The organism is Maritimibacter harenae (genome assembly GCF_009882975.1).
GTDB classification, from domain to species: Bacteria; Pseudomonadota; Alphaproteobacteria; order Rhodobacterales; family Rhodobacteraceae; genus Maritimibacter; species Maritimibacter harenae.
Genome location: NZ_WTUX01000005.1, coordinates 1 through 26,480 on the forward strand (window position 1 = coordinate 1; position 26,480 = coordinate 26,480).

Annotated in this window: 28 protein-coding genes and 1 tRNA gene; 11 read left to right on the forward strand and 18 right to left on the reverse strand. The window is 68.2% G+C overall.

Features of this window, described 5'->3' with window-relative positions; genetic code table 11:
• The 3 genes from GQE99_RS21455 to GQE99_RS01685 form a co-directional block, all read right to left on the reverse strand.
• The coding region (locus tag GQE99_RS21455) for a PQQ-dependent sugar dehydrogenase (protein ID WP_328794030.1) at positions 1–265 on the reverse strand (265 nt) is incomplete at its 3' end.
• Between the two features lie 332 nt (positions 266–597).
• Positions 598–810: a hypothetical protein gene (locus tag GQE99_RS01680; protein WP_161349848.1), complete on the reverse strand. Its 213-nt coding sequence runs from the start codon at positions 808–810 to the stop codon at positions 598–600.
• 488 nt (positions 811–1,298) lie between these two features.
• Positions 1,299–1,382, reverse strand: a tRNA-Tyr gene (locus GQE99_RS01685).
• Between the two features lie 130 nt (positions 1,383–1,512).
• Between GQE99_RS01685 and rlmB the strand changes: the two genes are divergently transcribed.
• The 3 genes from rlmB to GQE99_RS01700 all read left to right on the forward strand — a co-directional run bounded on the left by rlmB (position 1,513) and on the right by GQE99_RS01700 (position 3,874).
• Complete coding sequence (rlmB, locus tag GQE99_RS01690; protein ID WP_161349849.1) at positions 1,513–2,295, forward strand: 23S rRNA (guanosine(2251)-2'-O)-methyltransferase RlmB; 783 nt, start codon at positions 1,513–1,515, stop codon at positions 2,293–2,295.
• A gap of 366 nt (positions 2,296–2,661) precedes the next feature.
• Positions 2,662–3,093, forward strand: a complete 432-nt coding sequence (locus GQE99_RS01695) for a CoA-binding protein (RefSeq protein ID WP_161349850.1) — start codon at positions 2,662–2,664, stop codon at positions 3,091–3,093.
• Positions 3,086–3,874: a class I SAM-dependent methyltransferase gene (locus tag GQE99_RS01700; RefSeq protein WP_161349851.1), complete on the forward strand. Its 789-nt coding sequence runs from the start codon at positions 3,086–3,088 to the stop codon at positions 3,872–3,874. The genes GQE99_RS01695 and GQE99_RS01700 overlap by 8 nt, the downstream gene beginning before the upstream one ends.
• Before the next feature lie 93 nt (positions 3,875–3,967).
• Here the strand turns inward: GQE99_RS01700 and GQE99_RS01705 are convergent, their stop codons facing one another.
• From GQE99_RS01705 to hisA, 4 genes are all read right to left on the reverse strand, one after another.
• Positions 3,968–4,276, reverse strand: a complete 309-nt coding sequence (locus GQE99_RS01705; protein ID WP_161349852.1) for a phosphoribosyl-ATP diphosphatase — start codon at positions 4,274–4,276, stop codon at positions 3,968–3,970.
• Positions 4,273–5,034 (reverse strand): imidazole glycerol phosphate synthase subunit HisF, encoded by a 762-nt coding sequence (gene hisF / locus GQE99_RS01710; protein ID WP_161349853.1) that lies wholly within the window; start codon positions 5,032–5,034, stop codon positions 4,273–4,275. Before hisF ends, GQE99_RS01705 begins: the two co-directional genes overlap by 4 nt.
• 74 nt (positions 5,035–5,108) lie before the next feature.
• Positions 5,109–5,501 (reverse strand): cupin domain-containing protein, encoded by a 393-nt coding sequence (locus GQE99_RS01715; protein WP_161349854.1) that lies wholly within the window; start codon positions 5,499–5,501, stop codon positions 5,109–5,111.
• Between the two features lie 55 nt (positions 5,502–5,556).
• Positions 5,557–6,279, reverse strand: coding sequence for a 1-(5-phosphoribosyl)-5-[(5-phosphoribosylamino)methylideneamino]imidazole-4-carboxamide isomerase (gene hisA / locus GQE99_RS01720; RefSeq protein ID WP_161349855.1), 723 nt, complete (start codon positions 6,277–6,279; stop codon positions 5,557–5,559).
• Positions 6,280–6,411: 132 nt separating this feature from the next.
• Here hisA and GQE99_RS01725 point away from each other — a divergent pair, with 132 nt between their 5' ends.
• Positions 6,412–6,801, forward strand: coding sequence for a DUF2147 domain-containing protein (locus GQE99_RS01725; RefSeq protein ID WP_161349856.1), 390 nt, complete (start codon positions 6,412–6,414; stop codon positions 6,799–6,801).
• Between the two features lie 28 nt (positions 6,802–6,829).
• Here the strand turns inward: GQE99_RS01725 and hisH are convergent, their stop codons facing one another.
• The 4 genes from hisH to uraH all read right to left on the reverse strand — a co-directional run bounded on the left by hisH (position 6,830) and on the right by uraH (position 9,789).
• On the reverse strand, positions 6,830–7,465 hold the full coding sequence (hisH, locus tag GQE99_RS01730; RefSeq protein WP_161349857.1) for an imidazole glycerol phosphate synthase subunit HisH: 636 nt from the start codon (positions 7,463–7,465) through the stop codon (positions 6,830–6,832).
• Position 7,466: 1 nt separating this feature from the next.
• On the reverse strand, positions 7,467–8,054 hold the full coding sequence (hisB, locus tag GQE99_RS01735; protein ID WP_161349858.1) for an imidazoleglycerol-phosphate dehydratase HisB: 588 nt from the start codon (positions 8,052–8,054) through the stop codon (positions 7,467–7,469).
• Positions 8,055–8,203: 149 nt separating this feature from the next.
• Positions 8,204–9,430: a urate hydroxylase PuuD gene (locus tag GQE99_RS01740; RefSeq protein ID WP_161349859.1), complete on the reverse strand. Its 1,227-nt coding sequence runs from the start codon at positions 9,428–9,430 to the stop codon at positions 8,204–8,206.
• Between the two features lie 5 nt (positions 9,431–9,435).
• Positions 9,436–9,789: a hydroxyisourate hydrolase gene (uraH, locus tag GQE99_RS01745; protein ID WP_161349860.1), complete on the reverse strand. Its 354-nt coding sequence runs from the start codon at positions 9,787–9,789 to the stop codon at positions 9,436–9,438.
• A 196-nt stretch (positions 9,790–9,985) separates the two neighbouring features.
• Between uraH and puuE the strand changes: the two genes are divergently transcribed.
• Both puuE and GQE99_RS01755 read left to right on the forward strand, forming a co-directional pair.
• Entirely contained in the window at positions 9,986–11,401 is a 1,416-nt protein-coding gene (puuE, locus tag GQE99_RS01750) for an allantoinase PuuE (protein ID WP_161349861.1), read from the forward strand.
• On the forward strand, positions 11,398–11,889 hold the full coding sequence (locus tag GQE99_RS01755) for an ureidoglycolate lyase (protein ID WP_161349862.1): 492 nt from the start codon (positions 11,398–11,400) through the stop codon (positions 11,887–11,889). Before puuE ends, GQE99_RS01755 begins: the two co-directional genes overlap by 4 nt.
• Before the next feature lie 144 nt (positions 11,890–12,033).
• On the opposite strand, the gene GQE99_RS01760 is transcribed toward GQE99_RS01755, so the two are convergent.
• The 5 genes from GQE99_RS01760 to glpD all read right to left on the reverse strand — a co-directional run bounded on the left by GQE99_RS01760 (position 12,034) and on the right by glpD (position 19,304).
• On the reverse strand, positions 12,034–14,184 hold the full coding sequence (locus GQE99_RS01760) for a xanthine dehydrogenase family protein molybdopterin-binding subunit (RefSeq protein WP_161349863.1): 2,151 nt from the start codon (positions 14,182–14,184) through the stop codon (positions 12,034–12,036).
• A 1-nt stretch (position 14,185) separates the two neighbouring features.
• Positions 14,186–14,647 carry a (2Fe-2S)-binding protein gene (locus GQE99_RS01765; RefSeq protein ID WP_161349864.1) on the reverse strand — a complete coding sequence of 154 codons (462 nt, stop codon included), beginning with the start codon at positions 14,645–14,647 and terminating at the stop codon, positions 14,186–14,188.
• A gap of 224 nt (positions 14,648–14,871) precedes the next feature.
• The gene (locus GQE99_RS01770; protein WP_161349865.1) at positions 14,872–16,074 is read right to left on the reverse strand and encodes an MFS transporter; all 1,203 of its coding nucleotides are present in this window, start codon (positions 16,072–16,074) and stop codon (positions 14,872–14,874) included.
• A 150-nt stretch (positions 16,075–16,224) separates the two neighbouring features.
• Positions 16,225–17,691 (reverse strand): glycerol kinase GlpK, encoded by a 1,467-nt coding sequence (gene glpK / locus GQE99_RS01775; RefSeq protein ID WP_161349866.1) that lies wholly within the window; start codon positions 17,689–17,691, stop codon positions 16,225–16,227.
• 137 nt (positions 17,692–17,828) lie between these two features.
• Positions 17,829–19,304 carry a glycerol-3-phosphate dehydrogenase gene (gene glpD / locus GQE99_RS01780; RefSeq protein ID WP_161349867.1) on the reverse strand — a complete coding sequence of 492 codons (1,476 nt, stop codon included), beginning with the start codon at positions 19,302–19,304 and terminating at the stop codon, positions 17,829–17,831.
• Between the two features lie 97 nt (positions 19,305–19,401).
• Between glpD and GQE99_RS01785 the strand changes: the two genes are divergently transcribed.
• The 4 genes from GQE99_RS01785 to GQE99_RS01800 all read left to right on the forward strand — a co-directional run bounded on the left by GQE99_RS01785 (position 19,402) and on the right by GQE99_RS01800 (position 23,481).
• On the forward strand, positions 19,402–20,235 hold the full coding sequence (locus tag GQE99_RS01785; protein ID WP_161349868.1) for a bifunctional allantoicase/(S)-ureidoglycine aminohydrolase: 834 nt from the start codon (positions 19,402–19,404) through the stop codon (positions 20,233–20,235).
• Positions 20,236–20,499: 264 nt separating this feature from the next.
• On the forward strand, positions 20,500–21,456 hold the full coding sequence (locus GQE99_RS01790) for a lysylphosphatidylglycerol synthase transmembrane domain-containing protein (protein WP_328794023.1): 957 nt from the start codon (positions 20,500–20,502) through the stop codon (positions 21,454–21,456).
• Positions 21,437–22,747, forward strand: coding sequence for an FAD-binding protein (locus GQE99_RS01795; RefSeq protein WP_161349870.1), 1,311 nt, complete (start codon positions 21,437–21,439; stop codon positions 22,745–22,747). The genes GQE99_RS01790 and GQE99_RS01795 overlap by 20 nt, the downstream gene beginning before the upstream one ends.
• Positions 22,744–23,481, forward strand: a complete 738-nt coding sequence (locus GQE99_RS01800) for an SDR family NAD(P)-dependent oxidoreductase (protein ID WP_161349871.1) — start codon at positions 22,744–22,746, stop codon at positions 23,479–23,481. The genes GQE99_RS01795 and GQE99_RS01800 overlap by 4 nt, the downstream gene beginning before the upstream one ends.
• Positions 23,482–23,588: 107 nt before the next feature.
• Here GQE99_RS01800 and GQE99_RS01805 read toward each other — a convergent pair whose 3' ends face one another.
• Both GQE99_RS01805 and GQE99_RS01810 read right to left on the reverse strand, forming a co-directional pair.
• A complete protein-coding gene (locus GQE99_RS01805; RefSeq protein ID WP_161349872.1) occupies positions 23,589–25,031 on the reverse strand; it encodes a UbiA family prenyltransferase in 1,443 nt (480 codons plus the stop codon).
• A complete protein-coding gene (locus GQE99_RS01810) occupies positions 25,024–25,857 on the reverse strand; it encodes a lytic transglycosylase domain-containing protein (RefSeq protein ID WP_161349873.1) in 834 nt (277 codons plus the stop codon). Before GQE99_RS01810 ends, GQE99_RS01805 begins: the two co-directional genes overlap by 8 nt.
• A 346-nt stretch (positions 25,858–26,203) precedes the next feature.
• Between GQE99_RS01810 and GQE99_RS21240 the strand changes: the two genes are divergently transcribed.
• Positions 26,204–26,380: a hypothetical protein gene (locus GQE99_RS21240; RefSeq protein WP_202530546.1), complete on the forward strand. Its 177-nt coding sequence runs from the start codon at positions 26,204–26,206 to the stop codon at positions 26,378–26,380.
• Positions 26,381–26,480 lie beyond the last annotated feature (100 nt).

Genomic DNA, 26,480 nt, shown 5'->3' on the forward strand with positions numbered 1-26,480 from the left:
TCTTCGTCGGGCTTTGCGGGAGCTCCGCGTTGTGGTTGTCGCCCGTGGTGACGTAGAGATACCCGTCACCGGGGTTGAACCGGATGCGGCCGCCGTTGTGCGTGCCCGTCGTGCCGAACGGGTGATCCGTCGGCGCGGTCTTGTAGGGGATGTCGTCCACGATATCCGTGCGGTCGGACAGTTCCGTGTGGTCATCGTTGATGGTGAAACGCATGACACGGTTGGTTTGTGGGTCGGATTTCTCCGAGGCCGAGTAGACGTAGATCCGGCTGTTCNGACGGCGACCCCGTTCATGCCTGCCTGCCCGTCACAGAACAGGTCGTCGGCCACGGTGGCATAATCCGACACATCCGTATCGTTGGCCCCCATGCCCAGAAGCGCGTTGACGTCACCCGACGGGGTGCGCACGGAAAGCCCGGTGCATTTCTCGGTGAAGAACATCGNTTTGAGATGTTTCATTTGTATCTCTCCTCTGCTGGTTTTTCGGTTTGCCGATTGGGCGGGCCTGGGGCCCGGCCAACTCCTCGACCGGCGAGGATCGATGTTCGGCTGCAAACCTCTTATCCGGTCTCAAAGAGCTCGGTTCGAGGCGGGGTCTCAAGGTTTCTCGGAATGAGTGGACCCTGAGACGTCATTCTCCGCCGTGCTGTCTTCGTTCTCGCTGTCCGGCGCGGTGTCCTCGGACGCGAAGCGGGCGAGATAGGCCTGGATATCCCGGGCGTCCTGCTCGTCGCGCAGTTTGTAGGACATCTTGCTGCGGGCGCCGGAATCGTCCAGCGCCTCGCGAAGGTGGCCACTGGGATCCTGCACGAACGAAACCAGGTTGGTCTCGTCCCAGGTTACCCCGGTCTCGCCATAGGCGGCGAGGTCATCGCNTGTGAACCAGGCGCCGATCCGACCACGCCGAACAGGTTCGGCCCGGATCCTCCATCGCGTCCCGCGATCACCTGGTCATCTTCATCCTGAATGACATGGCAGAAGGCACACTGGCGATTGAATANATTCCTGTGCAAGAACAGGCGTGGAAAGAACCATTCCCACGGCGACGATCGCTGCATATTTCATGAGACCTCCCGTTTCCTCGATGGCACAACGTGGGGAATTTGCCCGTAGTTCCATAGAAATCTTTGCAGCCAAGGCCAGGATGGAATCAGGCGGGCAGCACAGAGGTTGGGCAGGCGCGCCCTCTTGCGTGATGAAAGCGCGGAAGCGGCACGCTGGATCAAAACTGTAAACGGAAGTGTAAACGGTCCAATTGGACCGAAACAGGAACACCAGCTAAGCCTTTGAAAAGGAAGTGGTGGGCGACCCTGGAATCGAACCAGGCATGGGTCTCCCCGGCGGAGTTACAGTCCGCTGCCGCACCTTGCAGCTCGTCGCCCGAACCGGGGTGTGACCCCGGCGCGTGGGGGGCTGATTACCTTCACCCCCCTGACCCGTCAAGCCGAAAATCCCTTGCAACCCGACACGCGCCCGGCGCATGGTCCGGGCCTGTCGAAACGGGGGCCTCACGTGGCGAAAAAACCGAAATGGGTGGTCGAGAAAGAGCGGTCGAAACGCGCGGCCGCTGCCGAAACGCTGTGGCTCTTCGGCCTGCATGCGGTGCGCGACGCGCTGGTGAACCCGCGGCGCGAAAAACTGCGCCTCGTCGTCACGAAGAATGCGGCCGACAAGCTGGCCGACGCGATCGAGAGCGCCGGGCTGGAGCCCGAGATCGCCGATCCGCGCAAGTTTCCGGTGCCGCTCGACCCGGGCTCGGTCCACCAGGGCGCGGCGCTCGAGGTGAAACCCCTCGACTGGGGCCCGATCGACAGCGTCTGCATGGGCGACGGCGAAACGGCACCGATGGTCGTCCTGCTCGACCGGGTCACCGATCCGCACAACGTGGGCGCCATCCTGCGCTCGGCCGAGGTCTTCGGCGCGCGCGCCGTCATCGGGACCAAGCGCCATTCGGCGCCCGAAACCGGCGCATTGGCCAAGACCGCCTCGGGCGCACTCGAACGCCAACCCTACCTGCGGGTGGCCAACCTCGCGGACGCGATGCAGCGCCTGAAGGACATGGGCTACACGGTCCTGGGGCTCGCGGGTGAGGCCGAAATGGACCTCGCGGACGCGCTCGCCCCGCTGTCGGGGCGCGCCGTGGCCCTCGTGCTCGGCGCCGAGGGGCCCGGGCTGCGCGAAAAGACCCGTACAACCTGCGACCAGCTCGTGCGCATCTCCTTCGCGGGCGGTTTCGGGTCGCTCAACGTCTCGAACGCGGCCGCGATTTCGCTCTACGCGGCGGGACGGCGATAGGCTGAGGCGATTCGCTCCGGGCACCGTCCGGTCCGCGTCACCCTTCGCCCTGCCCTCTCCTTGGTATACCCGGCCCGCGTGTCCGACCGCCCGTGTTGCGCGCATCCGCCTGACGGAATGGCATTTTTCGCGGCCTTGCCAAAAGCGCAGGCGGTGCCGCGCAGCCGATCACAGTTTCTTTATTCTCTCTTTTCTGAGACCGCGCGCATCCTATCTCTATTGGCGAGACCGGGTGGTGGAACGCCCGCAATCTCACTTCACTGTCCCTCGTTCCACAAACTGCGCCCGGACCCCCTTCCGGGCGCTTTTTTTGGCAACGCCCGCTTGCGGCTTTTCCTTCGCCGCGGATCGGGTCAGGATCGCGCCATGACACAGAGCTACTCCGACTCCCACCTTGCAGACATCCTCACCCGGACCGGCACCATCGCGCTCGTCGGCTGGTCGCCGAAGGAAGACCGGGCCAGCCACCGGGTCGCGCGCATGCTCAAGGGCCGCGGCTACCGGGTGATCCCGGTCAACCCGGGCCAGGCCGGCCAGGAAGCACTGGGAGAGACCGTGATCGCCTCGCTCTCCGACATCCCCAAGGACACGCCGGTCGACATGGTCGACATCTTCCGCCGCTCCGAGGCGGTCGCGCCCGTCGTGGACGAAGCACTGCGCGAACTGCCGGGGCTGCGCACGGTCTGGATGCAGCTCGGCGTGGTCAACGAAGAGGCCGCGGCGGCGGCCCGGGCGGCCGGGGTGGACGTGGTCATGGACCGCTGCCCGGCCATCGAGATTCCCCGCCTCCTTGACTGAGCGGCTGACGCCCGACGACCTGTTCGTCACGACCCGCAAGAAACCCGACGCGGCGGAAGAGGCGGATGCCCGCGCGCTCGCCGCCGCGTTCGACCTGCCCTTCGCCACGCGCGACGGCCGCTCCATCGCGCACCACGCGCGCGTGACGGGGCGCCCCGGCGCCCTCGTGGTCAAGGACACGGCGATCCACCTGGTCCATGACGACCGGCGCTACGGCTTTCACCCCAACCTCGCGGCGCGCCGGATCGCCGGACGCGGCCGGCAGGGCGACCATTACATCCGCGTGGCGGGGATCAGTGCCGGCGACCACGTGCTCGACTGCACCTGCGGGATGGGGGCGGACGCGATCTCGGCGGCTGATACGGTGGGTCCCTCGGGCCGCGTCGTGGCGCTCGAGGCGTCCCCGATCCTCGCGCGCATCGTGGCACGCGGCCTCGCCCACGACAGCCGGACACCGCGCCTCACCGCCGCCATGCGCCGGGTGGAGGTGATCGCGGCCGAAGCCGACACCTTCCTCGCGGCCCAGCCGACCGACAGTTTCGACGTCGTCGCGCTCGACCCGATGTTCGCCTGGCCCCAGGCCGGGGCCCACGGGCTCGACCTCGTGCGCCTGTTCGCCTCCGACTGGACCCCGGACGCCGACACCATCGCCCAGGCCGCACGCGTCGCGCGCCGCGCCGTCGTCATGGCCGACGGCGCCCCCGGCCCGCGCCTCCAAGCATTGGGCATCCCGGTGGTCAGCCGCGATCGGCGCCGCTGGTGGGGCCGGATCGCGACCTGATCCTCTTCATCGTTCCGGAAATACTTTCGGGGAGGTCTGGAGGGGGCGAGCCCCCTCCAGCGGGTCGGCGCGCCGACAGGTGCGGCGAAATCCCTAGCGCGCCGCCTTCTCGTCGATGCCCGACACCCCCTCGCGGCGTTCGAGCTCGCCCAGCACGTCCCCGAGCGACACGTCGCGGGCGGCCAGCATGACCAGCAGGTGATAGAGCACGTCGGCGGCCTCCGCGGTCAGCGCCGACCGGTCACCCTTCACTGCCTCGATGATCGCCTCGACCGCCTCCTCGCCGAACTTCTCGGCGCATTTCTCCGGTCCCTTGGACAGCAGTTTCGCGGTCCAGCTTTCGTCGGGATCGGCCCCGCGACGGGCCCCGATGGTATCTGCCAGTCTCTCGAGCGCGGTCATTCGAGCCTCATGGGGATGCCCGCGGCGGCCATGTGTTCCTTGGCCTCGCGGATGGTGTAGTCGCCGAAGTGGAAGATCGAGGCGGCGAGCACGGCGCTCGCCCCACCCTCGGTCACGCCCTCGACGAGGTGGTCGAGCGTGCCGACCCCGCCCGAGGCGATCACCGGTACCTCCACGGCGTCCGAGATCGCGCGGGTGAGCGGCAGGTTGAACCCCGCGCGCGTGCCGTCGCGGTCCATCGAGGTCAGCAGGATCTCCCCCGCCCCCTTGGCCACGACCGTGCGCGCGAATTCGACCGCGTCGATGCCCGTGGGCTTGCGCCCGCCGTGGGTGAAGATTTCCCACCGCCCGTCGGCCACGGTCTTGGCGTCGATCGCACAGACGATGCATTGCGACCCGAAGCGTTCGGCTGCCTCCGCGATCACGTCCGGATTGGCGACGGCCGCGGAATTGAAGCTCACCTTGTCGGCACCCGCGAGAAGCAGCGCACGGACGTCCTCGGGCGTGCGCACGCCGCCGCCCACGGTGAGCGGCATGAAGCACTGCTCGGCGCTGCGGCGCACCAGGTCGAACATCGTGCCCCGGTTCTCGTGCGTGGCGTGGATGTCTAGGAAACACAGCTCGTCGGCGCCGGCCGCGTCATAGGCCTTGGCCGCCTCGACCGGGTCGCCCGCGTCGCGCAGGTCGACGAAATTGACGCCTTTCACCACGCGGCCATCGGCCACGTCGAGGCAGGGAATGATGCGGGTCTTGAGCATGCGTCCTCCGGGATTGACCGGTGCATAATCCGTTTCCGGGAGCTTTGAAAGCCATGTGCGGCCCGCCGCGGGCCTCAGCCCGCCTCGGGGTCGTGCAGATCGTACTGGATCCACTCCGCGCTGAGGTGGATATCCATCGTGTGCAGCGGCCCCGGTCCGGCGTTCGCGAACTTGTGCGGCGTGTTGGCCGGCGCGACCGCCACGTCGCCTTCCTCGGCGACGAAGGTCTCCTCGCCCACGGTGAAACGCGCCCGGCCCTTCGTGACCACGAAGATCTCGTCGTAGGGGTGGACGTGCAGCACGGGTCCCGCGCCCACCTCCTCGAACCGCGGGAAAAGCACGAAGGTGTCGGTGCCCAGCGCCTCGGCCGACACGCTGCCGTTCCACGGGCCCTCGCGATGCGCCCCGTCGGCGGCGCGGATCAGGACGGGCGGGCGGTTCGCGGCGCGGCTGGCTTTGTTGGTCATGGCATCCTCCTGCCCCGACCATGCCGGGGCGCGCGGCCTCCCGCCACGAAAAACCTCAGCCCTTGAACACCTTCAGCGCCTCGGCCAGGTCGATCGCCCCGTCGTAGAGCGCCCGGCCCGAGATCGCCCCGTCGAGCGGCGCGCCGCACGCCTTCAGCGCGCGCAGGTCGTCGAGCGAGGATACCCCGCCCGAGGCGATCACCGGGATCGACACGGCGCGTGCCAGCGCCGCCGTCGCCTCGATGTTCGGGCCCTGCATGGCGCCGTCACGGTTGATGTCGGTATAGATGATCGCGGCCACGCCCGCGTCCTCGAAGCTGCGGGCCAGGTCGGTCGCGTCCACGTCCGTCTCCTCGGCCCAGCCCTTGGTCGCCACCTTGCCGTCGCGCGCGTCGATGCCGACGGCGACCTTGCCGGGGAAGGCCCGCGCAGCCTCGCGCACCAGCGCGGGGTTCTCGACCGCGACGGTGCCCAGGATCACCCGCGCCAGCCCCTTGTCGAGCCACGTCTCGATCGTCGCCATGTCGCGGATGCCGCCGCCCAGCTGGGCCGGCACGTCGATGGCGGCGAGGATGCTCTCGACCGCGGCGGCATTGACCGGCTCGCCCGCGAAGGCACCGTTCAGGTCCACCAGATGGATCCATTCGCATCCCGCGGACTGGAACGCATTGGCCTGTGCGGCCGGGTCGTCGTTGAAGACGGTCGCCGCCTCCATTTCACCGCGCAGCAGGCGCACGCACTGGCCGTCCTTGAGGTCGATGGCGGGGTAGAGGATCATGGCGGGCTCCCTTCAGCGTCGGGCGGGTATCTGCCAGAACCCCCGGGCGGGGACAAGATCACCATTTCCTTCACGTCACCGTTGCGAGAAGATGGACGCAGGTCCCATCATGTCCGCACAAGGGAGGATATCATGAAGAAACTCGCACTCACGGCCGCGCTGGCCCTGTTCACGCTGCCCGCCATGGCCCAGGAGGATGCCGTGGGCTGGTGGAAGACCCAGGTCGACGACGGCGCCTATGCCCACGTGGAAATCAAGCGCTGCGGCGACGGTATGGTCTGCGGCTGGATCCGCCGCACCTTCAACGACACCGGAGAATACCAGTCGGAGAACATCGGCAAGCCGATCGTCATCAACATGGCCCCGCAGGGCAACGGCAGCTACCGTGGCCAGGTGTGGCGCCCTTCGAACGACAAGATCTACGTCGGCAAGATGGAGATCGAGGGCGCGCAGATGGACCTCAAGGGCTGCGTGGCCGGCGGCCTGCTCTGCGCAAGCCAGAACTGGACCCGGATCCAGTAAGCCATGCGGCGCTGGCGCCCCGCGACGATCAGGGGCGCCAGGTCAGGAAGTTCGCGATGATCCGGAGCCCGTTGCCCTGCGATTTCTCCGGGTGGAACTGGGTGCCGAAGATATTGTCGCGCCCCACGATGGCGGTGATCTCTTCCCCGTAATCGCAATAGGCCAGGCGGTGAGCGGCCTCGGCCACCCGGAAATGGTAGGAATGAACGAAATAGGCATGGTTGCCCGTTTCGATCCCGGAAAGCACCGGGTGCGGGTTGTCCACCACCAGGTCGTTCCAGCCCATGTGCGGCACCTTCTTGTCCGCCCCCGGCTCGATATGCACCACGTCGCCGCCGATCCAGTCGAACCCGGAGGTCTCGGAATACTCGTGCCCCCGGGTGGCCAGCATCTGCATCCCGATGCAGATCCCCATGAAGGGCACGCCACGCTCGAACACGGCGCGCTCCATCGCCTCGAAGATGCCCCGGTGATCGAAGAGGGCCTTCTTGCAGGCCGGGAATGCCCCGTCGCCGGGGAGCACCACCGCATCGGCCGCGGCGACGATATGCGGGTCGGACGTGACGACGACCTCGCCCGCCCCCACCTCGGCCGCCATGCGCTGGAACGCCTTCTCGGCCGAGTGCAGGTTGCCGCTTTCGTAATCGATCAGCGCCGTGACCACGTCAGAGCGCCCCCTTGGTCGACGGGATCGCGTCCGCCTTGCGCGGATCGGTCTCCACCGCCACGCGCAGCGCCCGCGCCACGGCCTTGAAAGCGGCTTCCACGATGTGGTGGCTGTTGAAGCCGTGCAGCCGGTCGACGTGGAGCGTGATGCCGCCGTTGCCGGAGAACGCGGTGAAGAACTCGCGCACCAGCTCGGTGTCGAAATTGCCGATCTTCGGCGTGGGAATGTCCACGTTCCAGACAAGGTAGGGCCGCCCCGACAGGTCCAGCGCGGCGCGTACCTGCGCATCGTCCATCGGAAGGTGGCATTCCCCGTAGCGGGTGATGCCCTTCTTGTCGCCCAGCGCCTCGCGCAGCGCCTGGCCCAGCGCGATCCCGGTGTCCTCCACCGTGTGGTGGTCGTCGATGTGGTAGTCGCCCCTGGCGCGCACCGTCATGTCGATCAGCGAATGGCGCGCGAGCTGATCGAGCATGTGGTCGAAGAACCCCACGCCGGTGTCGTTGTCATAGGTCCCGGTCCCGTCGAGGTCGATCTCTACGGTGATCTCGGTTTCCGCCGTCGACCGGCTCACCTTCGCTGTGCGCATGTCGCAAACTCCAATGGTCACGCGGCCTTATAGACAGGCCGACCCCCGCTGAAAAGCCACGCGCCCCCTTCATCGTTCAAGAAATACTTCGGGGGTGCGGGGGCAGCGCCCCCGCCCGGGTCGGCGCGGGCCCCGCCCGCGGCGACACGTTACCCCGCGGCCTCGATCCAGGCGCGGATGATCGCGCGTTCCTCGGGCTCCATGTAGGTGATGTTGGCCGGCGGCATCGCGTCCGTGATCCCTGCATGCATGTAGATGCGGCGGGCCTCGCCCGCGATGTCGGCCGGCGTCTCGAGCACGACCCCCTTGGGGGCGGTGGCGATGCCCTCCCAGCCCGGCTCGCGGGCATGGCACATCGAACAGCGCCCCTGCACGACCCAGAGCGCGTCCTCGAACTCCGGCACGCTCGCGTAGCGCGCCTCGTGCGGGGTCAGCGCACGCGCCTCGCTCTGCTCGTAGCTTTCCGCCTGCGTGCCCAGCGTCGACAGCCACACGGCCCCCAGGAACAGGAGCGCGGTGACCAGCCAGGTCCACCACGGGTTGCCCTTGTGGGCATGGTGCGTGTTGAAGAAATGCCGGATCGTCACACCCATCAGGAACACGAGCCCCGCGATCACCCAGTTGTAGCTCGAGGCGAAGGCCAGCGGGTAGTGGTTCGACAGCATCAGGAAGATGACCGGCAGGGTGAGGTAGTTGTTGTGCGTCGAGCGCAGCTTGGCGATCTTGCCGTATTTCGCGTCCGGCGTGCGCCCTTCGACCAGGTCCTTCACCACGATGCGCTGGTTGGGCATGATGATGAAGAACACGTTCGCGGTCATGATCGTCGCGGTGAAGGCGCCGAGGTGCAGCATCACCGCGCGTCCGGTGAACACCTCGTTGTATCCCCAACCCATCGCCATCAGCAGCGCGAAGAGCAGCACCATGAGAAGCGTGGGCTTCTCGGCCAGTCCGGACTTGCACAGGAAGTCGTAGACGATCCACCCGATCGTCAGCGAGGCGGCCGAAATCGCGATCCCGGTCCAGGTGCCGATCTCCGCCTTGGCCGGATCCACGAGGTACATCTCCGCCCCCGCCCAGTAGACCAGCATCAGGAGCGCCGCGCCCGACAGCCAGGTCGAGTAGCTCTCCCATTTGAACCAGGTCAGTTCGCTGGGCATCCGGGCCGGCGAGACCAGGTATTTCTGGATGAAGTAGAAGCCCCCGCCATGCACCTGCCAGGCCTCGCCGCCCACGCCCTCGCGCTTCTCGGCGGAGGGCCTGAGGCCCAGGTCGAGCGCGATGAAGTAGAACGACGACCCGATCCAGGCGATCGCGGTGATCACGTGCAGCCAGCGGACCGCGAATTCGAGCCAGTCGAGAAAGATGATGCCCAGCATGCCCCTCAGCTCCCGCGGTAGGTGGAATAACCGTAGGCCGACAGGAGGAGCGGCACGTGGTAATGACTTTCCTCCGCCATCCCGAAGCGGATCGGGATCTCATCGAGGAAAAGCGGCTCCGCCCCCGCGGCCCCGGTCGCGCGCAGGTAGTCGCCCGCGTGGAACACCAGCTCGTAGGTCCCGGTCTCGAACGCGGCTTCCGGCAGGATCGGCCCGTCGGTGCGCCCGTCGTCATTGGTCACGGCGTCCGCCACCTTGTCGCGCCCGCCGTCCGTGACGCGGTACAGCGCGATCTTGATGCCCCGGCCGGGCGTGCCCCGGCCCGTGTCCAGCACGTGAGTCGTCAGGTATCCGCTCATTTTCGCCCTTGCCCCCTTTGTCCCATTGCCTCGCATTGCCCCGTTTTTCCCGCCTTTGGTGCGGCCAAATCTCAACGTTCGGCAATGGGTTGAGTGAAAAGCGTTTCAAAAGGTTTCACAAGGGCATATCCATTCCGGTGGGAATTTGCCCGCACGCCGGGCGCCCGGGACGGCGGCAGAATGGGGAGCGCAGGCAGTGAACAGATATCCGCGTGACATGCGAGGCTACGGGGCGACCCCGCCCGATCCGAAATGGCCGGGCGGCGCCCGGATCGCCGTCCAGTTCGTGGTGAACTACGAGGAAGGCGGCGAGAACAACATCCTGCACGGCGACGGCGCGTCGGAGGCCTTCCTGTCCGAAATCGTGGGGGCCGCGCCCTGGCCCGGTCAGCGCCACTGGAACATGGAATCGATCTACGAGTACGGCGCGCGCGCGGGCTTCTGGCGCCTGCACCGCCTCTTCGGCGCGGCGGGCATCAAGCCCACGGTCTACGGCGTGGCCACCGCGCTCGCCCGCGGGCCCGAGCAGGTCGCCGCGATGCGCGAGGCGGATTGGGAAATCGCCTCCCACGGCCTCAAGTGGGTCGAGCACAAGGATATGCCGGAAGACGAGGAACGCGCGGCCATCGCCGAGGCGATCCGGCTGCACACCGAGGTGGTCGGGACACCGCCCGAGGGCTGGTACACCGGCCGCTGCTCGATGAACACCGCGCGCCTCGCGGCCGAGACCGGACAGATGGCCTATGTCTCGGACACGATCGACGACGATCTGCCCTATTGGCTGCGCGTGGGCGCGCGCGACCAGCTGGTGATCCCCTACACGATGGACGCCAACGACATGCGCTTCGCCACCCCGCAGGGCTTCAACACCGGCGACCACTTCTTCACCTACCTCAAGGACAGCTTCGACGCGCTCTACGCCGAGGGGCTGGCGGGGGCGCCGAAAATGATGTCGGTCGGCCTGCATTGCCGCCTGATCGGCCGCCCTGGGCGGATCATGGGGCTGAAACGCTTCATCGACTACATCCAGGGGCACGAGGGCGTCTGGACCCCGCGCCGCATCGATATCGCCCGTCACTGGGCGGTGACGCACCCGCCGATTGAACGAATCGAACCACATACCTGGGATCAGGCCCGGTTCGTCGCCGAATTCGGTGGTATTTTCGAACATTCCCCCTGGATCGCGGAACGCGCCTGGGGGCTGGAGCTCGGCCCGGCCCACGACAGCGCCATCGGGCTCCACAACGCGCTCGCCCGCGTCTTCCGCTCCGCCCGCCGCGAAGACCGCCTGGGCGTGCTGACCGCCCACCCCGACCTCGCCGGCAAGCTCGCCGCGGCCCGGCGCCTGACGGCCGAGAGCACCTCGGAACAGGCCAGCGCCGGGCTCGACGCGCTCACCGACGACGAGCGTGCGGAATTCACCCGCCTGAACGACGCCTACGTCGCCAAGCACGGCTTCCCCTTCATCATCGCCGTGCGCGACCACGACAAGCAGGGCATCCTCAACGCCTTCGCCCGCCGGCTCGACAACGACACGGAGACGGAGTTCACCGAGGCCTGCACGCAGGTCGAACGCATCGCGCTCCTGCGCCTGAAGGAGAAGCTGGGATGAGCCGCGAGATCGCCGCGCGCCCGATCACGACCCGCGACTTCGCCCCCTACGGCGACCTGATCGACACCTCCGGGGATCCGGACAAGATCATCAACCAGGGCCTCTGCGGGCGCTACCACGATCGCGCCCGGCTCGACTTCGCGGACGGACGCGCCGGCGTGAGCCTGTTTCGGGCCGAACCGCGCGCGCTGCCCTACCGGCTCGACCTGGTCGAACGCCACCCGGACGGCTCGCAATGCTTCGTTCCCATGTCGATGACCGGCTTCCTCGTCATCGTGGCCCCGGACGAGGACGGCCGCCCCGGCACGCCCGAGGCCTTCCTGACCGCACCGGGCCAGGCGATCAATTTCCACCGCGGCACCTGGCACGGCGTCCTGACACCGCTCGAGGCCCCCGGCCTTTTCGCCGTGGTCGACCGCATCGGCCCCGGCGCGAATCTCGAGGAATACACGTTCGAGACGCCCTGGACGATCGCCGCCCCCACCTGATCCCCTTCATCGTTCCATAAATACTTCGGGGAGCGCGAGGGGCAGCGCCCCTCGCCCGGGTCGCCGCGGGCCAACGGCCCGGGGCGAAACGGAAAACGCCCCCGGCCGGAACCGGGGGCGCTTGATCATCACAGGTCGGAAACCTCAGACGAAGGAAATCCCGTCGTCGATCATCGGCAGGTGCATCACCCGCTTGCCCATCGCGTTGTAGATCGCGTTGGCCACGGCCGGCCCGGCGGGGGGAAGCCCCGGCTCGCCGATCCCGGTGGGCGCTTCGCTCGACTGCACGATATGCACCTCGATCTTCGGCATGTCCGAGATCCTCAGCGGCTCGTAGTCGGGGAAGTTGGACTGGTCCACCATGCCGTCCGTGAAGGTGATCTTCTGGCGCATCACGTGGGACAGGCCGTAACCGATCGCCCCCTCGACCTGCGCGCGGATCACGTCCGGGTTGACCGGGACGCCGCAATCCACGGCCGCCACGATCCGCTCGAGCTTCACGTCACCGTCGGTGACCGAGACTTCGGCCACCTGGGCGACATGGGTGTTGAAGCTCTTGTGCACCGCGACGCCACGGCCCCAACCCTCGGGCAGGTCACCGCCCCAGCCGGCCTTTTCGGCCGCCAGGTTCAGCACGGCCAAGCTGCGCGGCGCGCCGGCGAGGATCTGCTGCCGGAACTCCACCGGGTCGCGCCCGGCGGCCTCGGCGGCCATGTCCATCGCCACTTCCATCGCGTAGCCGGAGTGGGAATGGCCCACGGACCGCCACCACAGCATCGGCACGGGCGACTCCATGTCGTGCAGCGTGACCGCGAAGTTGGGGATCGTGTACTCGGTGTCCGCGACACCTTCGACCGAGAACGCATCGACGCCGTCGACGACCACAGCGTCGCCCATCGGCGTGCCCTTGAAGATCGACTTGTTGGCCATCGTCGAATGCCACCCGACAAGGTTGCCGTCCGCATCGATGCCCGCGCGCACACGGTGCTTGGTCATCGGGCGGTAATAGCCGCCGCGCACGTCATCCTCGCGCGACCACACCAGCTTCACCGGCCGGCCGTCGCCCAGCGCGAGCGCGGCCATCGTCGCCTCCACCTCGTAGTCCGAGTTGAAGTTCGCCCGGCGCCCGAAGGACCCGCCGGCATAGACGGTCTCGATCGCCGTGTTCTCCGGTCCCACGCCCGACACGGCGCCCACGGCGCCCTGGGTCACGGTGTGGAACTGGCAGCCATCCCAGACCTGGGCCTTGCCGTCCTTGACCTGCACCACGCAGTTCAGGGGCTCCATCGGCGCATGCGCCAGGAACGGGAAGTGGAACTCGGCCTCGACCGTCTTGGCCGCCCCGTCGATCGCGCCCGCGGCGTCGCCGTCGGCACGTGCCGGAAGGCCCTCCTCGTTGTCCATCGCGGCGGTGTATTCCGCCTCGATCTCGTCCTGGGACCGGGTCTCCGCGTTCGAGAAGTCCCACTCGGTCTCAAGCGCTTCACGCCCCTGGAGCGCCGCCCAGGTGTTCGTGGCATAGACCGCGACACCCATCGGCGTTTCCTTCACGTCGACCACGCCCTCGACCTCCATCGCCGCCGAGGCGTCGAACGAGGTGAGCGTGCCGCCGAACTTGGGCGAACGCTGGAGCACGGCATAGACCACGCCCTCCGGCATCACGTCCATCGCGAAGATGGCCGTGCCGTTTGTCTTGGCCGCGCTGTCCTTGCGCGGGAGCGACGCGTCGCCGATCTTGGTGAACTCGGCCGGGCTCTTGAGCGCCGGGTCGGGCTCGGCCCCCTCCGGCACCTTGCCCACGAGTTCGCCGAAGCCCGCGCTCTTGTCGCCGTGGGTGACCATGCCGTCCTTGACCTGGATCTCGCCCGCCGGCACGCCCCAGTCGGCCGCGGCGGCCTGGATCAGAAGCGACTTCGCGGCCGCACCGGCCTCGCGGTACTGCATGTAGCTGTTGGCGATGGCGGTCGAGCCGCCCGAACCCTGCACCCCCATGAGCGTGTTCATGTAGGTCGCGGTGTCGGCCGGGGCGAACTCGATGCCCACGTCCTCCCAGTTCGCGTCGAGCTCTTCGGCCAGGAGCGTGGAGAGGCCCGTGGTCGTGCCCTGCCCCATCTCGAAATGCTTGAGGATCACGGTGACCTTGCCGTCGTCCGCGATCTTCACGAAGGGGTTCGGCATGAACTCTCCGCCATGCGCGGCGGCCCAGGCCCCCTTGGCGTTCAGCCCCACGACGAGCGCGGCCGACGCGGCGGTTGCGCCCTGAAGGAAGGCGCGGCGTGTCGTCTTGATGTTCATATCAGGTCTCCATCCGCTTGGACGCTTCGTGGATCGCGGCCCGGATGCGCGTGTAGGTCGCGCAGCGGCAGACGTTGCCCCACATGTAGTCGTCGATCTCGGAGTCGCTGGGCTTGGCGTTCTCGCTGAGCAGGCCCACCGCCGACATGATCTGCCCGGACTGGCAATAGCCGCACTGGACCACGTCCAGGTCCTTCCAGGCCGATTGCACCGCCTGGGCGACGTTGCCGTCGAGCCCCTCGATGGTGCGGATCTCGGCCCCCTCGAGGTCGCCGACCCGCGCCTGGCAGGAGCGCGTCGGCGCGCCGTCCACGTGCACGGTGCAGGCCCCGCACGACGCCACGCCGCAGCCGAACTTGGTGCCGGTCAGGCCCACCAGGTCCCGGATGGCCCAGAGAAGCGGCATGTCGGGCGGCGCCTCGACGCTCTTTTCCTCGCCGTTGATGTTCAATGTGATCGCCATGTGTTCCTCCCTGGCGCCGGTTCGGCGCTTCGCTGTTCGGCTGGCGGGCAGCCACGCGGGCCGCACCCGTCCGAAAGGGACAGGTCGCCACGTCCACGATAGGCATGCCAAGGCCTTCGGGAAAAGCCTCTCAGGGGGACGCGCCGGGGCTAGATGCGCGAAAACCCAAGGAAATTGTGTCAATCACTTGGATGTATTGCGCAAAGCAATACGGGTCGTTGCGCTCAGGCGGGCACCGCGCGCGTGCCGCTCCGGATGCGCCAGTAGAGCCAGCCCACCACCACCAGGTTCAGCCCGCCGGCGAGCGCCGCGAGCCCGTAGGCCATCGCGTAGTCCGACGTGAGATCGTAGAGCGCACCCCCCATGTAGCCGCCGTTGGCATGGCCGAACCAGCCGAACATCGTGACGATCCCCATCGCGGCCCCACGGCGCGAGGGCGGCGTGTGGGCGGCCACCGTGGTGAGCACGCCGGTCATCACGCCCGCGTAACCGAAGCCGTAGATCGGCGCGTAGACGTAGAACAGGGTCAGGTCGTCGATCAGGATGAAGCCGTAGATCATGAGCGTCATCCAGGCCGTCGCGCTCATGTAGGCGGGGATAGCCCCGATCACGTCGGCGAGCTTGCCGAAAGCGACGCGCCCCAGGATGCCCACCATGAGCATCAGGAAGATGACGCCGCCGGCCTCGTCCGCCGTGAACCCGCGACCCTGGATGTGCGGGACGAGATGCATGAGCGGCACCGACATGCAGGTGCAGCACAGAAAGATCGCCACGCACATCGTCGGGACCACCAGCCCGAACGGGGGATAGCCGCTCTCGTCGGCCCCGGCGCCCCCGCCGGTGACGGCCTGCGGCGGCCTGAGAAGCAGCGCGAGCGGCACGAGAAGCACCAGCATCAGCCCGCCGGTGATCGCGAAGGCCCCCGAGATGCCCACGGACTTGATCAGGAGCGCCGATCCGAACGGTACGCCGCCCTGCCCCAGTGCCTGGCCGGCGGACGCGATCCCGATCGCCAGCCCGGCCCCGACCGGGAACCAGCGCCCCACGATCGACATCACCGGGGCGAAGACACCCGCGGCGCCGAAGAACCCCGCGAAGAACATGAGCGCATAGTAATGCCAAAGCGCCGTGGCCACCGCCGCGCAGAGATAGGCCAGCCCCATCACGATCACGCCGATCAGCACCACGGGACGCACGCCCAGCCGGTCGGCGAGCGCGCCCATCAGGAGTCCGCCCAGCGCCATCCCGAGGATGCCCGCCACGTTGATCAGGGACACCTGCGCGCGCTCCCAGCCGTGCGCGGCCTCCATCGGGACCACGTAGGCCGACATGCCGTTCACGATGGACCCCATCGCGAGCGCGAGGATCAGCGCCGAGGCGACGACGACCACCCAGCGATAGGGATGCAATCCCGGATGCTCCGCCATGCCATGTCCTCCCATGTGATCACCTTATCACGACGCACGCCACGTGTCGCGGCCCTTGGGCCCGGCGATACCGTGATCCCTTTCATCGTTCCAGAAATACTTGCCCGGCGGCGCCCGAGGCGCCAGCGCCCGGCACGGCGCGCGGCTCCCTCAGCCCGACAGCGTGCGCCGCACCGCGTCCTGCCAGGCCTTGTAACGCGCCTGGCGTGTCGCGCCGTCCATCTTCGGATCGAACCGCATCTCGGCCGACCATCCGGCGGCGAAGCGCGCGGCGTCGGGGTAGAGCCCCACCGCCTGCCCGGCGAGCCAGGCCGCCCCCATCGCCGTCGTCTCGAGCACCGGGGGGCGGTCGACCGGCGCACCGGTGATATCAGCCAGGAACTGCATCGCGTATCGCGAGGCGGACATCCCGCCGTCGACCCGGAGCACACCCTCGACCGGGCGCCCCATGTCCGCCTCCATCGCTTCGAGCAGGTCGCGGGTCTGGAACCCCACGCTCTCGAGCGCGGCGCGGGCGAACTCGGCGGGGCCGGAGTTGCGGGTCAGGCCATAGATCGCGCCACGGCATTCAGCGTCCCAATAGGGCGCGCCCAAGCCGGTGAAGGCCGGGACCAGGATCACCTCCTGCCCGGGGTCGGCCTTGCGTGCGAGCGGCCCGGCGTCCGAGGCCTGGCCCAGGATGCCCAACCCGTCGCGCAGCCATTGCACCACGGCGCCGGCCACGAAGATCGAGCCCTCGAGTGCGTAGGTCACCTTGCCGTCCAGCTGGTAGGCGATGGTCGTGAGCAGCCGGTTGTCCGAGGTCACGGCGCGCTCGCCGGTGTTGAGGAGCGCAAAGCACCCGGTGCCGTAGGTCGACTTGATCATGCCGGGACTGAAGCAGGCCTGGCCGATGGTGGCGGCCTGTTGATCGCCGGCCACGCCGCGGATCGGGATGGTGCCGCCCAGAAGCGTCGTCTCCCCGAAGTCCCCGTCGCTGTCGCGCACCTCGGGGAGCATGGACATGGGGATGTCCAGCCGCGCGCAGATCTCTTCATCCCACGCTCCGCGATGGATGTCGTAGAGCATGGTGCGCGCCGCGTTGGTGGCATCGGTCGCGTGGACACGCCCCTCGGTCAGCTTCCAGATCAGGTACGTGTCGACGGTGCCGAAGGCGAGCTTGCCCGCCCGGGCCGCCTCGCGCGCGCCGTCGACCTTGTCGAGCAGCCATTTGACCTTGGTGCCCGAGAAATAGGGATCGAGCAGGAGGCCCGTGCGCGCCCGCACGATCTCCTCGAAGCCCTCGGCGCGCAGCTCGGCGCAGGTATCGGCGGTGCGCCGGTCCTGCCAGACGATCGCGCGATGGATCGGCGCGCCGCTTTCGCGGTCCCAGATCACGACCGTCTCGCGCTGGTTGGTGATGCCGATGGCCGCGATGTCGTCGACCTCGTCGGCCACTTCGCGCGCGGTCGCGAGCGTCGTGTCCCAGATGTCGCCGGGTTCGTGTTCGACCCAGCCCGAGCGCGGGAAGTGCTGGTCGAATTCCCGCTGGGCGCTGGCCACCGGGCGCATATGGCCATCGAAGGCAATGGCGCGCGAGCTGGTGGTGCCCTGATCGAGTGCCAGGATATGTGTCATTCGTCCCTCCCCTGTCCGGCGTGGAAATCCGGCGCGGATTTCGGTCCGGTTTCGTGCGACGGTACCGGAAGCCTCCTCTCCCGGTTCCGGCCGGAATTCCCGTCGAATTCCGGATCGATGTCCGCCTCGGGCATCGGCTATTCCGCCGCGGCCGCCTCGCCCCGGGCCTCGGCCATGAACGCGTCGAGCGCCGCGACCTGGCCCGCGTCCAGCCGCAGGCCCAGCTTCGTGCGCCGCCACACCACGTCCTCTGCGGTACGGGCATATTCGTGGCGCATGAGGAAGCGCACCTCGGCCTCGCTCAACGTGGCACCGAAATCCTGCCCCAGGTCCTCGGCCGTGGCTGCGTTGCCCAGGATCGTCTCCGCCTCGGTCCCGTAGCTGCGCAGAAGCCGGCGTGCCCAGGCCTCGGTCAGGAACGGGTGCGCCTCCATCCAGCGGCCGATCATCGCGACGCCCTGCCGGCGGTCGAACGTGCCCCCCGGGAGCGGCGCGCGCGCGGTCCATTGCCCGCCGTAACCCAGCCGCTCCAGTGCCGACTCCGCCAGTTTGCGGAACGTTGTGAGCTTGCCGCCCAGCACGGTCAGAAGCGGCGCACCGTCGTCGTCGTAGGCGAGTTGATAATCGCGGCTGGCCGAGCGGGCCGAGCCTTCGCTCTCGATCAGGGGCCGCACGCCCGAGTAGGTCCAGACGATGTCGTCGGTCGAGATCGGGTGCGCGAAGTAGTCGTTCACGAAATCGACGAGATAGGCCTTCTCCTCGGGCGAACAGACCGCCTCGGACGCGCTGCCGTGGTGTTCGGCCTCGGTCGTGCCGACCAGGGTGAAATCGTCCTCGTAGGGAATGACGAACACGATGCGGCCGTCGCCGCCCTGCAGGATGTAGGGCTGATCGTGGCCCGGCAGGCGCGGCAGGACGATGTGCGAGCCGCGCACGAGCCGGAGCCTATGCGGATCCCCCGTCGTTTCGCTCAGCTTGCCCGCCCAGGGCCCGGCCGCGTTCACCAGCTTGCGCGCCCGGTGGGTGTGGATCCGCCCGTCGCGTTCGACCTCCACGTCCCAGTGTGCCGCGTGGCGTGTCGTCGAGACCACCTTGGCGCGCGTCAGGATCGTCGCCCCGCGCATCTCCGCGTCGCGGGCGTTCAGCACCACGAGCCGCGCGTCGTCGACCCAGGCGTCGGAATATTCGAACCCGGTGCGGAACGAAGGCTTGAGCAGCGCCCCCGCCGGGTGGCTTCTCAGGTTGATCCGTTTCGTACCCGGAAGCCCCCGCCCCCCGAGCCGGTCGTAGAGGAAAAGCCCCGAGCGCAGCATCCAGTCCGGGCGCAGGCCCGAATGGTGCGGCAGCACGAAGCGCATCGGCCAGGCGATGTGCGGCATCGCCGCGAGCAGCTTCTCGCGTTCCTGGAGGCTCTCGCGCACCAGCCGGAACTCGTAGAATTCGAGGTAACGCAACCCGCCGTGGATCAGCTTGGACGACGCCGACGAGGTCGCCTGCGCAAGGTCACCCAACTCGGCCAGCGTCACGCCAAGCCCCCGACCGGCCGCGTCCCGGGCGATGCCCGTTCCGTTGACGCCGCCCCCGATCACGAAAAGATCCACGATATCGTTCATCCCCCCACCCTAGCCCAGAATGCTGCACCTGCAAGGTGCGCCCCCTTGGCTCCGATCACATCTGTGCGTATAGACGTCAGGTCACCGAGGAGGCCCGATGTCACAGCGTACCTACGCCACGCCCCCCGGGGGGCTGCCCCCGCAATCCGACCTGATGACCGTCGACACCGGGCGGGCCGTCTTCACCGACGCCTACGCGGTGATTCCGCGCGCCACGATGACCGACATCGTGCTGATCGCGCTGCCGCATTGGGATGACACGAAGATCTGGGTGCTTTCGCGCCCGATGACGGGCTTCTCCGAAACGTTCTCGCACTACGTGCTCGAGGTCGCGCCGGGCGGTGGCTCCGAAAAGCCGGAAGCGAACCCCGCCGCCGAGGCCGTGCTCTTCGTCACCGGGGGCGAGCTGGCGCTGCGCGTCGCCGGGGACCTCCACCGGATGACACCCGGCGGCTATGCCTACCTGCCCGCGGGCGCGGACTGGACCATCGAGAACCGGGGCGACGCCCCGGCCGTCTTCCACTGGATCCGAAAGCGCTACATCCCGGCCGAAGGGATCGAGGCGCCAGAGGTCTTCGTGACCAACGAAGGCGATCACGACCCGCTCCCGATGCCGGGCACGGATGGCGCCTGGGCGACCACGCGCTTCGTGGACCCGGCCGACGTGCGCCACGACATGCACGTGAACATCGTGACGCTGGAGCCCGGCGCGGTGATCCCGTTCATGGAGACCCACGTGATGGAGCACGGGCTCTTCATCCTGCAGGGCAAGGGCGTCTACCGGCTGAACCAGGACTGGGTCGAGGTCGAGGCGGGCGACTACCTCTGGCTGCGCGCCTTCTGCCCGCAGGCCTGCTATGCCGGCGGACCGGAGCCGTTCCGATACCTCCTCTACAAGGACGTGAACCGGCACATGCCGCTGGACCTGTAGGCACGTGGCGGCGCGGGCGCACATGGTCCGGACCGCGGATGGTGGCGACGCCCGTGGAAGCGGGGGCCAGCCCCCGCACCACCGGGATATTTCCGGACCGGAGAAGAGAGAGCGGGTCGCCGAAAGACTGTCGCCAAGATCGAAACAGCATCATATTTTTGCCCCAATCTGTCGCTAGATCGGCGGGCAATGACGATGACCAGCACGAATGATGCCCCCATGGCTCCAGCCCAGCATCCCGCGCCCCGTCCCGAAGGGCGCCGCTTGCGCGATACGCTTCTCCTCCTGGGTCTTTTCGCGCTCGTCGTCGCGGGCCTGATCGGGGCGGCCGCCGCGACCGGGTGGGAAGAGACCAAGGCGCAGCTCGCCAAGCTCAGCCTTTGGCAGTTCGCGGTGCTGCTGCTCCTGTCGCTCTGCAACTACGTGTTTCGCGGGCTGAGATGGCATGTCTTCGCCGCCAAGCTGGGCCTGCCCTTGGGCTGGGGCGCGAATTTTCTGCATTTCCTCGGTGGCTTCGCGATGAGCGTCACGCCCGGACGGGTGGGCGAACTGGTGCGGATGCGCTGGATCCGGCGCGAGACCGGCTGGGCGTTCGAGCGCACCGCGCCGCTGGTGCTGGTGGACCGGGCCTCGGACCTTGCCGCGATGGGCCTCATCCTCGGGATCGCGCTGGCGTTCTCGGCCACCGGGATCGCGGGCGGCATCCCCGTGACGATCGTGGCGCTGATCGGCGCGCTGGTGGTCACGCGTCCCGTGCTTCTCGACCGGATCGCGACGGTCGGACACCGCGCCACGGGGCGCCTGCCCCGGCTCTTCGCCCGGGTGCGGCGGGCGGCCCGGTCGCTGCAGCTGTTCTCAGCGCCCGGCGTGATGGGCGCGACCGCGGCCATCGGGCTCATCGGCTGGTTCGCCGAAGGCTACGCGTTCCACCTCCTGCTGGTCTGGATGGGCGCGGACATCGGCGTGGCCAAGGCCGTGGCGATCTTCGTCTTCGCCACGCTCGCGGGCGGGCTGACCGGGGCGCCGGGCGGCGTCGGCGGGGCAGAGGCTGCGATGGTCGCGCTCCTGTCGCTCGAGGGCGTGGGGCTCGAAACCTCGCTGCCCGCCACCGCGATCATCCGCGTCACGACACTCTGGTTCGCCATCGGGATCGGGCTCATACTGTTCCCGGTGGCCGAAAAACATTCGAAGGCACGACAGAATGCTCTGGAAAACGACTGATTACACCGCCTGGGGCCGCGTGCACACCGCGCGCGGCGACGTGGCGCGCCCCGAGCGCGCGCGCACGCTGGCCACGATCATGGAGGAGGCGCCCGCGCCCGCCTTCGGCTTTCGCCGCTCCTACGGCGACACGCCGCTGAACGACGGGGGCCGCGCCATCGACATGACGCGCATGGACAAGGTGCTGGCCTTCGATCCCGACACGGGCGTCGTCGAGGTCGAGGCCGGTCTGAGGCTGGGCGAGCTCCTGCGCCTCTTCGCGCCGCGCGGCTGGATGCCGCGCGTGATGCCGGGCACCGGGTTCGCGACCGTCGGCGGGGCGATCGCCAACGACGTGCACGGCAAGAACCACCATGTCGACGGCAGCTTCGGCGAACATGTCCTGTCGGTCACGCTCTTCTCCGGCGGCAAGCGCGTGACGGTGTCGCCCGCGCGGCTGAAGACCCTTTTTCGCGCAACGGTGGGCGGGATCGGGCAGACCGGCGTGATCCTGTCGGCCAAGCTTCAGCTGAAGCCCTGCCCCGGCACGGCGATGCGGGTGACGGAGCGGCGGCTCGATGATTGGGACGACCAGATAGACGCGCTCGAAGCCTCGAGCGCCCCCTACGCGGTGAGCTGGATCGACGCGCAGGCGCGCGGTGCGCGCATGGGGCGCGGCATCCTGGAAGAGGCCGACCTGTCGGAGGCCCGCCTGCCCTCGCGCGAGCGGCCGAAGTCCGTGCCGTTGACCATGGGGCTCTTCTCCAACGGGCTTTTCGCGCGGACGTTCAACGAGGGCTACCTGCGCCGGGTCCCGGAGGCCGGGCGCACCGGCGACAAGCCGATGGAGGACTTCTTCTTTCCGCTCGACAAGATCCACGGGGTGACGAAGCTCTACGGCAAGGCCGGGTTTCACCAGTTCCAGTGCGTCGTGCCGCCGGAGGCCACAGACGCGCTGCGCGACATGATGGGCCGTATCGCGCGCTCGGGCCTTGCCTCCCCGCTGGTGGTGCTCAAGCGCATGGGCGCCGGGCGCGCGGGCATGCTGTCCTTCCCGATGGCGGGCTACACGCTCGCCGTCGACTTTCCCAACCGCGCCAGGGCCACGCGGCTCATCGCCACGCTCGAGGAGATGGTGGCCGAGGCCGGGGGGCGGCTCTACCTCGCCAAGGATTCGCTGGCGGGCGGCGACATGATCAAGGGGATGTACCCCGAATGGACCGACTGGGCAGCCGAGGCGGCCAAGGCGGACCCGGAGGGCGCGCTGATCACCGACATGGTGCGCCGGCTCGAGCTGAGGAGCGTCGCATGACCGAGACCTGGATCATCCTGGGCGCCACGTCTTCGATGGCGCGCGCCTTCGCGCGCGCGGTGGCCGAACGCGGCGCGACCGTGCTGCTCGCGGGTCGGGACATGGACGAGCTGAAGGGCGCGGCGGTCGACCTCGAGGCGCGCGGCGCGGCCCGGGCCTTGGCCCTGCGCTTCGACGCGCGCGACCCAGCGACCTTCGGTCCCATCATCGACCGTGCGGCCGAGGAAGAGGGGATGATCAACGCCGCCGTCTTCGTGGGGTCCATGCCCGCGCAGGCCGATGTGGACGGCGACCCCGGGCTTATCGACGGCACCGTGGTGGACAGTTTCGCGGGGCCCGCGCGGTTCCTGCACATGCTGGCCCCGGTGATCGAGGCGCGTGCGGGCGGCACGGTGGTCGGCGTCGGCTCCGTCGCCGGCGACCGGGGGCGCTATTCCAACTACGTCTACGGCTCGGCCAAGGCCGGGTTCCACACCTACCTCGCCGGCCTGCGCAACCGCCTCACGCGGTCGGGCGGGCACGTGGTAACCGTGAAGCCCGGCTTCGTGGACACCGCGATGACCTGGGGGATCGAGGGCATGTTCCTGGTCGCCGACCCGGCCGACGTGGCGCGCGACATCCTGAAAGCGGTCGAGAAGAAGCGGAACGTGATCTACACGCCCTTCTTCTGGCGCTGGATCATGACGATCATCCGGCTGGTGCCGGAGCCGATCTTCAAGAAACTCTCGTTCTGAGGGATTTCGCCGCGCATGGCGCGGCGACCCGGGCGGGGGAGGCTCTGCCTCCCCCGCACCCCCTCCGAGGTATTTCCGAAACGAAGAAGAGGGGCCCGGACGCCCGCTCAGCCGAGCGCGGCGGTCACCCATTTCTCCCAGAGGCCCGCGGCCTGGAAGAGCATGGCGATCGCGATCATCAGGAGCCCGAGACCCCGCTTGTCCTTCATCGCGAAGACGATCGGGTCATGGTCCTGCTTGCCGTAGTAGCCCAGCCGGAGCATACGCACGAGCCACCAGGTGATCGGCACGAGCGCGGCCCAGACCAGCCATTGCGTCGGGTAGAGCATGCGGGCCTGGTCGGTGAAGCTGTAGAGAAAGAAGCTCAGAAGCGCGCCGACGATCCCGAGGATGGCCACGTTGAGCAGGTCCGGGCGGTCCGGCTTGCCGTAGCCGCGCCCCGGCAGCCGTTCGTCGCCTTCGGCGAGCGTCACCTCGGTCAGCCGCTTCACGCAGCCCAGCGTCAGGAAGGCCGGGAAGATGAAGGCGAGCAGGTAGCCCGAGACCTCGACCCCCGAGGCGAAGGCACCGGCCACGACGCGGATCGTGTAGAGCCCCGCGAGCACCGCGATGTCGATCCAGCGCAGGCGCTTGAGCTTCAGCGAGTAAGCCAGCGACAGGACCATGTAGCCGACGATGACGGCGAGGAACGCAGGCGACAGGAGCGCGGCGATGGCGAGCGCCGCGCCGCCCACGAGGAGCCCCGTCACCATGCCCACCTGGATCGGCACGGCGCCGGAGGCGAAGGGGCGGTGCTTCTTCTTCACGTGCAGGCGGTCGGCTTCCAGGTCGAGCAGGTCGTTGACCACGTAGATCGAGCTGGCCGCGAAGGAGAACGCGATCATGCCCAGAAGCACGGCGATCAGCGTGGAGAGCTGGAAATCGTGGGCGGCGAGGACCGGCACGAAGAGCAGCACGTTCTTCACCCATTGGTGCGGACGCAACGCCTTGGCCACGCCGCGCGGCGACCAGCCGCCGTCGATCCGGATGACGTCCTTGCCCGCAGCCTCCATCGCGCGTGCGGAAGCGGGATCTCCGACCACGATGGCCCGGTCGGCATGTTGCCAGACCGCGCGGTCGACCGTGTCGTTGCCGGCGTAGTCGAAGCCCCCTTCCCCGAACGCCTCGACGAGCGCCGCGGCCTTGCGCGGGCCCTTGAGGTTCAGGGCTTCGCCGGAGGCGAAGACGCGGTCGGACAGGCCGTGATCGGCGGCGAGCCGTTCGACCAGCGCCGCGTTCGAGGCTGAGGCCAGCACGACCTCCCGCCCCTGCGCCCTGGCATCTTCCACGAGCGCGGCCACGTCGGGCGCGACCGGCATGAGGTCGGTGCGGATCGTGGTGAGCTTCACGAGCTCCGCCTTGAGGCGCGCGGGATCGGTGAGATGGGCGAAACAGGCGCGGATCGTGGCAAGGGGGGCCTGGCCCAGCCCCGCCCAGAAGGTTTCGAACAGAAGATCCGTGCGCAGGAAGGTGCCGTCCACGTCCAGGACGAGCGGTTTGGTGTCAGCCATTCGAAGTGTTCCCGTTCACGGCGAAGACGCAGCCGTCCGACATCAGCTCGGGAGGCGTGAGGCACAGGCCGCGTGCGACGCGCCAGGCGGCGAGCACCTTGGGCACGTAGGCCCGGGTTTCGGCATAGGGCGGCACGCCGTCGTGTTTCGCCACCGCGTTCTCACCGGCGTTGTAGCCGGCGAGCGACAGGATCGCGTCGCGCTCGAAATGCTCCATCAGCCAGTCGAGGTAGGCCACCCCGCCCCGGATGTTCTGCGCCGGGTCGGTCGCGTCCTCGACCCCGAAACGCGCGGCGGTGTCGGGGATGAGCTGCATGAGACCGCGCGCGCCCTTGTCGCTTTCCGCCTGCGCCCGGCCCGCGCTTTCGACCGAGATCAGGGCGAGAACGAGCGCGGGCGAGATCTCGGTGCCCACGGTGGCCATCAGGATGTCCGGCCCGTACGCGCGCGCGATGTTCTGAAGCGTCTGGAGACGGGGGCCCTCCCGGCCCTCGCGCGCGATCAGGTCGAGCGCACGCGCCAGGTTGGCCGGCCCGCCCTCGGCAGCGACCGGGGAGACCTCGGTCCAGAACCAGTCATAGGCCCCGGCGGGCGCGCCCTCGGCCTCCTCGGCCGGGGTTTCGCGTGCCGCGGCTTCGGCCGCCAGCTCGGCGCGGGCGCGGGCCTGCGCCTCGGGATCGATCTGGACGGTGATGCGCCGGGTCGCGCCCGGCTTGGGCACGGCCATGCGTTTGAACGTGAAGTCGCCGCCGGACTGGGCCGCGGCGGCGGACGGCAGGGCCAGGAGGCCCGCCAATCCAAGAAGGAAGATCGACCTGGTTCGCATGTCGCGAATAACTGCACTGCCTCGGTTTATACTTTTGCAAGAAACATCGCATTTTCCATCCGCGAGAGCTAGGTTTTCCTTACGTGGCGCGCTGTTTTGGCGGCCAAACGGCCGGTTTCGGAAAGAAATTCAAAAATTTTTTAACTGTATTTTCAATGGCTTGCACGCCCTTGGAACCAATACACCGCACCGTCCAAAATCGTACCAACCCCGCCCAATTCTGGCCCAAATCGGAGGGCAGATTTCAACCATGCCAAGCAGGGCAGCGGGTCGGTTCACAGGCGATCCGGAGGTTGCTGCACGGTATTGAGTGTAACTGAGCTACGAACTTTCGGAGGGACAAAAGATGAAACTGTTCAAGCTTGCCAAGCAATTCCGCGCTGAAGAAGACGGCGCGGTCACTGTCGACTGGGTCGTTCTCACGGCCGCCATCGTCGGCCTCGGCATCGCCGTTCTGACNGTCCGGCATGACGATCCTGACGCACTGAGCGTCCGTTTCGAGAACCAGGAGATACTGACATGAAACTCGTGAACTTCTTCAACCGCTTCAAGAAAGACGAAGACGGCGCCGTGACCGTGGACTGGGTTGTCCTCACCGCCGCCATCGTCGGCCTTGGCATCGC

Bases quoted from the DNA above. Each gene is read 5' to 3' on its own strand.
- GQE99_RS01695 (WP_161349850.1), top strand. From the start codon at position 2,662: ATGACACAGAGCTACTCCGACTCCCACCTTGCAGACATCCTCACCCGG.
- GQE99_RS01705 (WP_161349852.1), bottom strand. From the start codon at position 4,276: ATGACCGCGCTCGAGAGACTGGCAGATACCATCGGGGCCCGTCGCGGG.
- hisF (WP_161349853.1), bottom strand. From the start codon at position 5,034: ATGCTCAAGACCCGCATCATTCCCTGCCTCGACGTGGCCGATGGCCGC.
- GQE99_RS01715 (WP_161349854.1), bottom strand. From the start codon at position 5,501: ATGACCAACAAAGCCAGCCGCGCCGCGAACCGCCCGCCCGTCCTGATC.
- hisA (WP_161349855.1), bottom strand. From the start codon at position 6,279: ATGATCCTCTACCCCGCCATCGACCTCAAGGACGGCCAGTGCGTGCGC.
- GQE99_RS01725 (WP_161349856.1), top strand. From the start codon at position 6,412: ATGAAGAAACTCGCACTCACGGCCGCGCTGGCCCTGTTCACGCTGCCC.
- hisB (WP_161349858.1), bottom strand. From the start codon at position 8,054: ATGCGCACAGCGAAGGTGAGCCGGTCGACGGCGGAAACCGAGATCACC.
- GQE99_RS01740 (WP_161349859.1), bottom strand. From the start codon at position 9,430: ATGCTGGGCATCATCTTTCTCGACTGGCTCGAATTCGCGGTCCGCTGG.
- uraH (WP_161349860.1), bottom strand. From the start codon at position 9,789: ATGAGCGGATACCTGACGACTCACGTGCTGGACACGGGCCGGGGCACG.
- GQE99_RS01755 (WP_161349862.1), top strand. From the start codon at position 11,398: ATGAGCCGCGAGATCGCCGCGCGCCCGATCACGACCCGCGACTTCGCC.
- GQE99_RS01760 (WP_161349863.1), bottom strand. From the start codon at position 14,184: ATGAACATCAAGACGACACGCCGCGCCTTCCTTCAGGGCGCAACCGCC.
- GQE99_RS01765 (WP_161349864.1), bottom strand. From the start codon at position 14,647: ATGGCGATCACATTGAACATCAACGGCGAGGAAAAGAGCGTCGAGGCG.
- GQE99_RS01770 (WP_161349865.1), bottom strand. From the start codon at position 16,074: ATGGCGGAGCATCCGGGATTGCATCCCTATCGCTGGGTGGTCGTCGTC.
- glpK (WP_161349866.1), bottom strand. From the start codon at position 17,691: ATGACACATATCCTGGCACTCGATCAGGGCACCACCAGCTCGCGCGCC.
- glpD (WP_161349867.1), bottom strand. From the start codon at position 19,304: ATGAACGATATCGTGGATCTTTTCGTGATCGGGGGCGGCGTCAACGGA.
- GQE99_RS01785 (WP_161349868.1), top strand. From the start codon at position 19,402: ATGTCACAGCGTACCTACGCCACGCCCCCCGGGGGGCTGCCCCCGCAA.
- GQE99_RS01795 (WP_161349870.1), top strand. From the start codon at position 21,437: ATGCTCTGGAAAACGACTGATTACACCGCCTGGGGCCGCGTGCACACC.
- GQE99_RS01800 (WP_161349871.1), top strand. From the start codon at position 22,744: ATGACCGAGACCTGGATCATCCTGGGCGCCACGTCTTCGATGGCGCGC.
- GQE99_RS01805 (WP_161349872.1), bottom strand. From the start codon at position 25,031: ATGGCTGACACCAAACCGCTCGTCCTGGACGTGGACGGCACCTTCCTG.
- GQE99_RS01810 (WP_161349873.1), bottom strand. From the start codon at position 25,857: ATGCGAACCAGGTCGATCTTCCTTCTTGGATTGGCGGGCCTCCTGGCC.